This window comes from Microcoleus sp. PH2017_28_MFU_U_A, assembly GCF_020738035.1.
Taxonomy (GTDB): domain Bacteria; phylum Cyanobacteriota; class Cyanobacteriia; order Cyanobacteriales; family Microcoleaceae; genus Microcoleus.
In genome coordinates, this window is the sequence record NZ_JAEQCX010000172.1 from 1 (window position 1) to 10,572 (window position 10,572).

Genomic DNA, 10,572 nt, shown 5'->3' on the forward strand with positions numbered 1-10,572 from the left:
ACAAAGAGTTAAATAGATTGTGGGGTGGGCATCTTGCCCGCCCCCTTTCTTTCTTAGCAACAGGCAAGATGCCTGTTCCACAAAGAGTTAAATAGATTGCTGGTATTTTTCCAACAATTCTGGGATATAATCATAGCCATCAACACCGATCGCCGGAATGATACTCGCTCGACTTTTCGCCAAAGACTGTTTAAAAGATTCAGCCCCCATTTGACCGCGCAAAATTGTCAGCAAACCAGCCGATTGTCGCCATTCCATCGCCCCAATTTGCTCCAAAGTATACATCCCCAAACAGCCAGCAAAAATTGCTTGTTCTAGTTGATTCAGACTGTAATAAGCTTGAGCTAAATAAGCCAAATTGAGACCTTGGAGATATAAGTCGCCGGAAAATTGAGCCGCTTGCCAACCTTTGACCAAATACTCGATCGCACCAGCAGCATTTTCCAGAGCAATTTTAGCAATACCGAGGCTGCTAGAGCAAAAAGCTTGACTTTGGCGATCGCCCAATTTCTCCGACAGCAGCAAACCTTGCTCCAAATAACTAATAGCACTTTCGTAAACCTCCGGTTCCACCTCCTCCAACTGCCGCGCCTGGAACACTTCGCTGTAGCCCAAATTAGCCAGCGCGTTCGCCTCACCTTGCCGCTCTCCCGCCTGCCGTGCCATAATCAAAGCCCGCTGACTGTAATTAATCGCTTCCTGATAATTTTTTTGAGCCACATAATTGCGGCTGATGTGATTGAGATTGGCGACTTCACAGGCTTTATCTCCTTCCATCCGGGCAATTTCCAGGGATTGCTTGTGCAGTAAGATCGATCGCTCGTAGGCCCCAGCCGCCTGCATCGAATAACCCAAAAGCGTCAAAATTCGAGCCTTCGCTTGAGTACCTTCAACGCGCCGCAGCGGTTCATCTAAATAATCCAAAGTATGCCGCAAAGCTTTACCATCAAACGAAGCAAAAATCCCGCCGTAAAGCGGAAAGTATTCCCGCTGAGAAAAAGTGCGTAAAATTTGCAAAGTTACTTGAAAACAAGCATTTGCCAACTGTTCGCCGCTCTTAGTAGAATTATTAAATCCACTAGCTAGCTGACTCCAAATTACAGAAAAAGTAATGTAAGTAGAAATCGAAGCTTTTGTGGACACTTTGGAATCGTAAACTTGCTTGTCGAACCATGTTACCAAAGCCCGTTGCAAACACTGCAAAATTATCGCCAATTCCAGCAACGTACCTAATTCTACATTAGACTGCTTGGCTGCAAATTCAACGATAGAATCACCCCTGGCAATAGTCTGTAAAAGAGCGTTAGCAAAGGCACTATTAACTTTTTTTGACCAAAAAGCCCAAGGCCCATTTTGTTCGGGACTGCCGGCGAATCCTAGCTGCTGTGGCTGATAAATCCAGCCGACGAGTTCCGGTTCCAAGCGCTGCCAAGATTCTAAACCTTTAGCAATCCCGGCTGTGATTTGCTGCAAATCTCGTTCGGTTTCGGGATTGGTAGTTTGCAGCATTTGTTGGTGCACAGATTTTGACAATTGCTGCAATTGATCGAGAGTCAGCGGATGTTCTTTATTGGGATCAATTATTTGCAATATTGCCAGGAGGCGGCCGTTAGATTCGGCGGCAAGGATTTGTTGGATGGAAGATGCGATTTCGCGATCGACGCGGTTATCCTTCTGCCAACGTTCCCATTCTCCTTGGATAGTTTTTAGCGCTCTGAGGCTGCGATTTGCCTTGGCTTGTTTGATTTCGTCCTTTTCATTTCTGAGCAGGTTATCGGTGGCATCGAGGCGTTCGCCAAAACAGCGTTCAAAGATTTCGCCCGTGCCGGTGCCAATGTCTTGCACCAACATTTGATATACTTGTTCTTTAGAGCGAATTTGACCTTTGAGGGTGATTTCGACAATTTTATCGATCAGTGCTAGGTAGCGATCGCGCAATGAAGTAGATTCTGGCATAAGTTATTTTTAGTTAATAAATTTTTATTGACACGGCGCGCCGTATTGCAGGCTGCTACTTAATTTTACAGATCATCTGGATTAATGCCCATGTCTCGGAGGATCTCGGCCAATCGATTTGCTCGCTGTCTTTCTAATTCGGCGCGTTGACTTTCAGATTCAGCGCGTTGACTTTCAGATTCGGCGCGTTGACTTTCTAATTCAGCCCGCTGACTTTCTAATTCAGCCCGTTGACTTTCTAATTCAGCCCGTTGTCTTTCAAATTCTTCGGGAGTCAGAACCCAATCGCCACTAGCATCGTACCAGCGCAGCCACAACCTCGAAAAACCTTGATAATTACCTTCCCACAAACCAATACCTAACTCCAATTCCGGTATCCAGAATCGCGAATCAGTTAAAACTTGTTCGCAGTAACGATTATCAATCAATTGAAATACTCTCAGTTGATTAGTGTAGCGACTAAAAACAAAGTAGTAAGGAATCTGCAAAATCTCTTCATAAACTCGCCACTTAGTAGGCGGTTTATTTCGGACTTCTGGTGTGATTCCCAAATCTTCATCTTCAGTTCCAGGTGACAGCAGTTCCACTACTACTAGAGGACTAATATTTTCTTGCCACATCACGTAGCTGAGGCGCAAGTCCTCACCTAGATAAAATCTAGAAGCGCCCAAGACAACGAACCAATCGGGTCTTTTATACCAATTGAGATGGTTAGAATCGTAGTATAGATTGAGGTCTGTCGCTATAAAGATTTGGTCTAGCGGATGGTTGCGGGGGCGGCAGGTTTGACGCAGCAGTTCGGGTTGATAGTCATGAAATTCGTCAGGCAAACCGGGCTCCTCCGGGTCTTCACTAGGTAGATCGTACATCGTAGGGAGCAGTTTTGTTTGGTAAGGCTGCGAATCCGGTACGTACATCGTCATAAAATTACCCGGGCGAGACGGCTTAAGGAGATTGAGGCGGTACGGTCATTAAGACATTATAGCGGTTTTCGATTTCTTGCGAGTGCTGCTAAGGGCGATCGCATCTTCCCAAACAAACCAAAAATTATTTACGTGTAACTTTTGCTGGGAATTTGAATATATGAATCCGGCATTTCATTCTGCTGGTGAATAGCAAAGAAACGGCGCTCAATTTCTTTGAGAACTGCTGCATCATAATAAATCATGCCACAATCCAGACAAATCTCAACAGGCGTGTTAGGAACTAGCAAGTATTTACCTTGATGACTATACAGGTAATTGATTTTACGTTCCTCATAGCGGTTGCTACCACAGGTATTGCATCGGATTTCTCGCATGAGTTTATATTTTTATTTGCTAGTTTCCACCAACAGAGGTTCGACTCGCTCGTGACTAACCAGTCGGTGAGCATAAACTAGACAAGCCTGAATATCTTCTCTTTCTAACCAGGAATAGCCTTCGAGAATCGTTTCAGGAGTGTCGCCAGCAGCTAACATTCCTAGAATGTGCTCAACCGCAAGACGGCGACCCCGAATAATCGGTTTTCCCTTAAATATTTGGGAATTTACTGTGATTCGTTCTAAGAGTTTTTGAGCATCCATAATTTGAGGCATAATTAGATATCTTATATTCTATCATTTGTTTATGATTTCCGAACCCCTGACTCTCTCAAAAACCAATCCTGTTTTAGCCGCCAAAGGATTAACTCGTCGCTTTGGCGGTTTAATTGCCGTAAACGACGTATCTTTTACAGTTGAAAAAAACGAGATATTTGGACTGATCGGCCCTAACGGGGCTGGCAAGACTACTCTGTTTAATGTAATGACTGGACTGATACCTGCTTCTAGTGGCAATCTGATTTATCAAAATGAAAATATTTCCCAATTGAAGCCTTATCAAATTGCGAATAAAGGTATTGCCAGAACTTTTCAAAATATTAGATTGTTTGGGGATCTTTCTGTTTTGGAGAATGTGGCGATCGCCCGACACATCCACAGTCGATCGCAAAATCCGGTATTATCGCTACTATCGGGGATTTTCGGCTTACCAGAATCTAACGCTATGGAGCGCAAAACCCAGCGAAAAGCCCTGGAATTGTTGGATTTAGTCGGTTTGGGCGATCGCGCGCAGGAACAAGCCAAAAACCTGCCCTACGGCGATCAGAGGCGTTTGGAAATCGCCCGCGCCTTAGCCCTGGAACCGCAAATCTTGCTGTTAGATGAACCAGCGGCGGGGATGAATCCGACGGAAAAGCACAAGTTAAGTGATTTCATCCGGGAAGTGCGGGAACAATTCAATTTGACTGTAATATTGATCGAGCATCACGTACCGCTGGTGATGGGATTGTGCGATCGCATTGCTGTGTTGCATTTCGGTCAGTTAATTGCCTTGGGAGAACCTGCTATTGTGAGGAATGATCCGGCTGTAATTGAGGCTTATTTGGGAGATGAAAAATAGATTGTTCCTTGGGTGGGGGCGGGTTTATGAGATTATCGATTTCAGTCGATTATGGTTGGCGAGCCCGCCCCTAAAGGTATCATGTAAATTAAAATTAATATTAATGGCTGCAATCAATAGGTTTTTACCCAAATCTTGTACGGGCGGGTTAACCAATAATAACTGCCTAAAACTAACAATCTCATAAACCCGCCCGCCCCAAGGACAAATATCAAAATCAGATTCACAATAAATGCACGAAACCCCACCAGAAACCACCCAAAATATCCTGTTAGAACTCAAAAACCTCTGTGTAAATTACGGAGGGATTCAAGCCCTGCAAAATATCAACTTAACCGTAAATGCGGGCGAAGTTGTCAGTCTCATCGGCGCTAACGGTGCGGGGAAAAGTACGACATTGAGAGCAATTTCTAAAATAGTTAATTTGCGGGAAGGACAAATCATCTACAGCGGGCGCGATATTAGTCGCCGCCAAGCTCACGAAGTGGTAAAATTGGGAATCGCCCACAGTCCAGAAGGGCGAAGGGTTTTGGCGCAGCAGACGGTGTTAACTAACTTGGAATTAGGGGCTTATGTGCGATCGGACTTCGCAGCCATCAAAACCGATTTAAGCCGCCAATTCGAGATATTTCCGCGCTTAGCAGAAAGGCGCACTCAACTGGCAGGAACCCTTAGCGGCGGGGAACAGCAAATGCTGGCGATCGCCCGCGCGCTCATGAGCCGCCCGAAACTGCTATTATTGGACGAACCCAGTTTAGGCTTAGCACCTGCGATCGTCAAAGAAATTTTCGGAATCATTCAAAACCTACGCTCTACGGGCGTTACAATCTTGTTAGTGGAACAAAACGCCAATTTAGCACTCCAAATTGCCGATCGGGCTTACGTACTAGAAGCTGGTAACATTACCATCACAGGCATAGCATCAGATTTACTCAACAACGAACAAGTAAAGAAAGCATACTTAGGTTAATTCCGACATTTTTGGGTTCGTAGTGAGGACTTCAGTCCTCTTCATGAATCCCAAAAATCAGAGGACTCAAGTCCTCACTACAAACTTAACTACAAACTTATTATAGAGGATAAATTAATGCACAAAATAGCAGCTACGCCCGGAGGTTGGAACCCTCAAGCAGAAGGAGTAATTTTTATACAGCAAACCCCAGCACCAATCGTATTTATTAGTGCTGCTGACACTGACATTCAAACACTCGCGGCCGCCGCATCCAAAATGCCACCCGAATTCCCGAAAGTGCGGGCCGTAAATCTGCTTCAGTTGCAGCAACAATTAACCATTGACACCTACGCCGAGGAAATTTTAGAACGCGCAGAGGTAATAATTTTAAGGCTGTTAGGCGGGCGTTCTTATTGGTCTTACGGATTAGAAGTTCTGCGGGAAACGGTGCAGAAAACTAATGCGGTATTGATTGTGATGCCCGGTGAAGATAGTCCAGATCCGGATTTAATTAGTCATTCTAATGTATCGCTGTCCGCAGTCAATCAACTGTGGCGCTATTTCACAGAAGGCGGAGTCCAGAATTTTGTTAATGCACTCAAGTTTACGGCTGACACTTGTTTGAAAACTGCTTATAATCCGCCTCTTCCTCAAACAGTTTCTCGGGTGGGAATTTATGATTGGGGAGGAAATACAACGGCTGGTTTGGGAATTTTACTACCAGATTCCGATCCCCCTAAATCCCCCTTAAGAAGGGGGACTTTGAACCCAGATTCCGATCCCCCTAAATCGCCCTTAAAAACCGAAACTTTGACCACTTCTTGCCCCCCCCTTCTTAAGGGGGGCTGGGGGGGATCTCCGGGTTTACCAACCCTTGCTAAAGTCGGGATTTTATTTTATCGCGCTCATTATTTATCGGGAAATCTAGCACCTATTGATGCACTTTGTCAAGCATTATATGACCGAAATTTAGTACCAGTTCCCGTCTTTGTGTCTTCGCTGCGAGAACCGGATTTGCAAGTGGAATTGGTGGAACATTTTAAACCCAAAGATTCCGAACCAATTCAATTACTCATTAATACAACAAGTTTTGCAGTCTCCGGTTTCAACAGTCCAGAACCAGAACAAAATAGTTTAAACTCCTTAGATGTTCCTATCTTGCAAGCAATCTTCAGCGGTGGCGGTTTGGAACAGTGGGAAACTGAATTACAAGGACTTTCGCCCCGCGATGTGGCGATGAATGTGGCATTACCTGAAGTAGATGGTAAAATCATTACTCGGGCTGTTTCTTTTAAAGCTGTACAAACTTGGAACAGTGAATTAGAAACAGATGTGGTAGGATATGTCGCAGCGGACGATCGCATTTCATTCGTAGCAGACTTAACGGCGAATTGGGTGAAGATGAAGCAAACCCCCGCCGCCAACAGACGCATCGCCATAATTCTCGCAAATTATCCCACTCGCAATGCCCGCTTAGCCAACGGCGTTGGCTTGGATACGCCCGCTAGCTGTGTCGAAATCCTCAAGGCTATGCAGGAAGTCGGTTATCAAGTAGATAATATTCCCAGCAGCGGGAACGAGTTAATTGAAATGCTGATATCTGGCGTAACAAATGACCCGGAAGGACGGGAATTGCGCCCTGTAAATCAATATTTGGATTTGGCGGAATATCAAGAATATTTTGCAACTTTGCCGCAGCAAGTACAGGATGGAATTTGTAATAGATGGGGCTTAGCGACTGGGGAAAGAAGGACTGAAGTCCTTACTACGAACCTGGAAGGAAGGACTGAAGTCCTTACTACGAACCTGGATACGAATCTGTTTCCGATTCCGGGGATTCAATTCGGAAATGTGTTTGTCGGGATTCAACCGTCGCGGGGATACGAAATCGATCCGGCTTTAAATTATCATGCGCCGGATTTGGAACCAACTCACAATTATCTTGCTTACTATTATTGGCTGCGCGAAAAGTTGGGAATTGATGCGATTATTCATGCGGGAAAACACGGGAATTTAGAATGGCTTCCCGGTAAAAGTGTGGCATTGTCTAATAAATGTTATCCCGAAATCGCATTAGGCGCGCTGCCGAATTTCTATCCGTTTATTGTCAACGATCCGGGGGAGGGTTCCCAGGCAAAAAGACGATCGCAAGCCGTGATTATCGACCACCTCACCCCGCCGATGACTCGCGCCGAACTTTACGGGCCTTTGCAGCAGTTGGAAGCCTTAATCGACGAATATTGCGAAGCCCAAAGCTTAGATCCGTCGAGATTACCGATGATTCGCGATCGCATTGTAGCCCTTACCAACCAGGAAAATCTAGATAAAGACCTAGGTATCCAACTCAATAAATCCGAATTTACCGAGTTTATCACCCGCACCGACGGTTATCTTTGCGAACTCAAAGAGTCCCAAATCCGCGACGGATTGCATATTTTTGGTCAATGTCCCCAAGGTAGACAGTTGCGAGATTTGATAATTGCGATCGCCCGCCATCCTAGCACAAATCGTTCCGGCTTAACCCGCGCCTTAGCCCAAGACTTAAACCTAGACTTCGATCCCTTAACCACCGCAGGCGATTTAACCGCAGAATTAGAAGAAAAAGCCGCTGAATTAATAGATGATTTAATCAAAAACATCCGCGTCGATCCGCGTTCATCTGCGGTTGCAAATTTACCCAATATCGGAGAATCAACCCAACAAGAATTAGATTGGATTGCCAACTATCTTTTACCTTCACTCCTCCAAACAAACCAAGAAATTACTAACCTGTTGCGCGGACTAGATGGACGACACATCCCCAGCGGTGCATCCGGCGCACCCACCCGTGGGAGACCAGATGTATTACCCACAGGCCGCAATTTTTACTCCGTAGATATCCGCGCTATTCCCACAGAAACTGCTTGGAGAGTTGGCAGAGTTGCAGCCGAAACTTTAATCGAAAGATACACTCAAGAAAATGGTGAATATCCGAAAACTTTGGGTTTGTCTGTGTGGGGAACATCGACTATGCGGACAGGTGGAGACGACATCGCCGAGGCCTTAGCCTTAATCGGAGTTCAACCAATTTGGGATGGGCCTTCGCGCCGGGTTGTAGATTTTGAAATCTTGCCTGTTGCTGTTTTGGGGCGGCCGCGCGTTGATGTTACTTTGCGGATTTCTGGCTTTTTCCGCGATGCTTTTTTTAATTTAATTGATTTGTTTGACTCGGCTGTCAAAGCTGTGGCGGATTTAGATGAACCTGCGGAAGACAATCCTTTAGCAGCACAAGTTAAACAAGAGATTTTGGATTTGGAATCGGCTGGTTTGAGTCGGGAAGATGCGAAAGTGCGATCGCAATTTCGAGTCTTTGGTTCAAAACCGGGGGCTTATGGTGCGGGGCTTCAGGGAATAATTGAAGCTCAAAACTGGACAGACGATGGCGATTTAGCAACAGCTTACATTAATTGGAGCAGTTACGCCTATACTTCCTCTAGTTCCTCAAATTTGCCTGGAGATGCAGCCGGAGTTCAACAAAGTGAATGGGGATGTTCGGCACCGGAAGCCTTTACACAGCGCCTCAGTCAAATGCAAATAGTTCTCCAAAATCAAGACAACCGCGAACACGATATCCTCGACTCCGACGATTATTATCAATTCCAAGGCGGAATGACTGCGGCAATTCGCAATTTGCAAGGGAAAAATCCTGAAACTTATTTCGGAGATAACTCGATTCCCGAAAATCCAAAAGTGCGACAACTCAAAGAAGAAATTGCGCGGGTTTATCGCAGCAGGGCGGTAAATCCGAAATGGATTGAAGGGGCGATGCGCCACGGTTATAAAGGTGCTTTTGAAATTGCCGCAACGGTGGATTTTTTGTTTGCTTATGATGCTACGGCGAATTGTGTTGAAGATTTTATGTATGAAGGAATTGCACAGGCTTACATTTTTGATGAAAAAGTTCAGGTATTTATTCAGGAAAATAATCCTTGGGCGCTGCGAGATATGGCGGAAAGATTGTTAGAAGCTCGCCAACGGGGGTTGTGGGAGAGTGCCAGTCAGGATATCCTTGATAAATTGCGATCGATCGCCCTGGAAGCCGAAGCAGTCATCGAATCCCACACAGAAATACGCAATTAACATCACCAGCCCACTTGCGGTAATATTTACTAATGTTTCGCGAACGGTGAAAGCTGTATGATTCGCCGCTACATAGCTACTCTGGGTACTAACATCTTAAAACGTACCTGCACCGCGATCGCTGCGATCGCCCTAACAACAGTCGGATGTTCGCCACCCAAGCCACCCAACACCGCAGCGACATCAAGCCCGATCGCATCATCCTCCGTCCTAACGCAGCCACCAACCTCTGTGTTAGCCAAAAACCCCAATAAACGCCAAAAATCCATCAGCGTTCCTTCCTGCGCCCAAAACGACCCATTTGGAGATTCAGTTAACTTTGCCACCAAGGCCGCCAATTTGGCTCAATCCGCCAATTCAAAACAAGAGTGGGACGAAGTAGCAGCCCAATGGGTGCAAGCGGTAGCCTGGATGCAAGCGGTTCCCCCCGGTAGTCCCAGGCGGGCGTTTGCTGAAAAAAAAGTCACCGAGTACATGAAAAATCTGCTTTATGCCCAACAGCAAGCGGGCGCAAGTCGATCGCAAGCCAGTACAGTCAGCTTCAGCAGCGATTTACTCGACGAACAGCTAGAACTATACCTATCCTACGTTGCAGCCGTCGGGCCGCCAGATGTTTTGATCGTCGGTAGTTCCCGGGCGTTGCAGGGCGTCGATCCCAAACAGCTAAAACAATCTTTGGCTGCTAACGGGAGTCCGGGTTTAAAGGTATTTAACTTTGCAGTCAACGGCGCAACTGCCCAAGTTGTTGACTTTCAACTGCGACGGCTGTTGAAGCCCGATTATTTACCTCAAATGATTGTCTGGGCGGACGGTGTGCGCGCATTTAACAGCGGCCGGGACGATCGCACTTTTAATTCGATCGTGGATTCTGAAGGCAGCCAGCTTTTAGCAGCAGGCGTTCGCCCCAAACTCCCGTCTGGTGAACCTAACGCAATGCCCCAGTGTTACAGATTCCCGCAGTCCTGTAACACCGGTGGCGACGGCATTTTCCGCCGATCTCAAGCATCGGTCGATCGGGCTTTTAGCGGCGGGCAAGATGCCCACCCCACAGTCAAATTACTCAACAGTGGAACAGGCATCTTGCCTGTTGCTGACTGGGGCGGGCAAGATGCCCACCCCACAGTC

Annotated in this window: 7 protein-coding genes and 1 pseudogene; 4 read left to right on the top strand and 4 right to left on the bottom strand. The window is 46.3% G+C overall.

Annotation, left to right across the window (positions count from 1 at the left end):
* Positions 1-87: 87 nt before the first annotated feature.
* The 4 genes from JGK14_RS32090 to JGK14_RS32105 form a co-directional block, all read right to left on the bottom strand.
* A complete protein-coding gene (locus JGK14_RS32090) occupies positions 88-1,956 on the bottom strand; it encodes a tetratricopeptide repeat protein (protein WP_293186647.1) in 1,869 nt (622 codons plus the stop codon).
* Between the two features lie 65 nt (positions 1,957-2,021).
* Positions 2,022-2,879, bottom strand: a complete 858-nt coding sequence (locus JGK14_RS32095) for a Uma2 family endonuclease (protein ID WP_325315925.1) — start codon at positions 2,877-2,879, stop codon at positions 2,022-2,024.
* A 128-nt stretch (positions 2,880-3,007) separates the two neighbouring features.
* On the bottom strand, positions 3,008-3,256 hold the full coding sequence (locus tag JGK14_RS32100; RefSeq protein ID WP_293186644.1) for a type II toxin-antitoxin system MqsA family antitoxin: 249 nt from the start codon (positions 3,254-3,256) through the stop codon (positions 3,008-3,010).
* 12 nt (positions 3,257-3,268) lie between these two features.
* Entirely contained in the window at positions 3,269-3,532 is a 264-nt protein-coding gene (locus JGK14_RS32105; RefSeq protein WP_293326540.1) for a DUF433 domain-containing protein, read from the bottom strand.
* 31 nt (positions 3,533-3,563) lie between these two features.
* Between JGK14_RS32105 and JGK14_RS32110 the strand changes: the two genes are divergently transcribed.
* The 4 genes and pseudogenes from JGK14_RS32110 to JGK14_RS32125 all read left to right on the top strand — a co-directional run.
* Positions 3,564-4,376 carry an ABC transporter ATP-binding protein gene (locus JGK14_RS32110; RefSeq protein ID WP_325315926.1) on the top strand — a complete coding sequence of 271 codons (813 nt, stop codon included), beginning with the start codon at positions 3,564-3,566 and terminating at the stop codon, positions 4,374-4,376.
* 232 nt (positions 4,377-4,608) lie between these two features.
* Positions 4,609-5,346 carry an ABC transporter ATP-binding protein gene (locus tag JGK14_RS32115; protein WP_442921499.1) on the top strand — a complete coding sequence of 246 codons (738 nt, stop codon included), beginning with the start codon at positions 4,609-4,611 and terminating at the stop codon, positions 5,344-5,346.
* A 117-nt stretch (positions 5,347-5,463) separates the two neighbouring features.
* Complete coding sequence (gene cobN / locus JGK14_RS32120; RefSeq protein ID WP_325315927.1) at positions 5,464-9,447, top strand: cobaltochelatase subunit CobN; 3,984 nt, start codon at positions 5,464-5,466, stop codon at positions 9,445-9,447.
* Between the two features lie 57 nt (positions 9,448-9,504).
* Positions 9,505-10,572: pseudogene (locus JGK14_RS32125) on the top strand (hypothetical protein); the annotation flags it as partial.

Excerpts from the sequence above, each read along its gene's own strand:
- JGK14_RS32105 (WP_293326540.1), bottom strand. The coding sequence starts at position 3,532 with ATGCCTCAAATTATGGATGCTCAAAAACTCTTAGAACGAATCACAGTA.
- JGK14_RS32090 (WP_293186647.1), bottom strand. The coding sequence starts at position 1,956 with ATGCCAGAATCTACTTCATTGCGCGATCGCTACCTAGCACTGATCGAT.
- JGK14_RS32100 (WP_293186644.1), bottom strand. The coding sequence starts at position 3,256 with ATGCGAGAAATCCGATGCAATACCTGTGGTAGCAACCGCTATGAGGAA.
- cobN (WP_325315927.1), top strand. The coding sequence starts at position 5,464 with ATGCACAAAATAGCAGCTACGCCCGGAGGTTGGAACCCTCAAGCAGAA.
- JGK14_RS32115 (WP_442921499.1), top strand. The coding sequence starts at position 4,609 with ATGCACGAAACCCCACCAGAAACCACCCAAAATATCCTGTTAGAACTC.
- JGK14_RS32095 (WP_325315925.1), bottom strand. The coding sequence starts at position 2,879 with ATGACGATGTACGTACCGGATTCGCAGCCTTACCAAACAAAACTGCTC.
- JGK14_RS32110 (WP_325315926.1), top strand. The coding sequence starts at position 3,564 with ATGATTTCCGAACCCCTGACTCTCTCAAAAACCAATCCTGTTTTAGCC.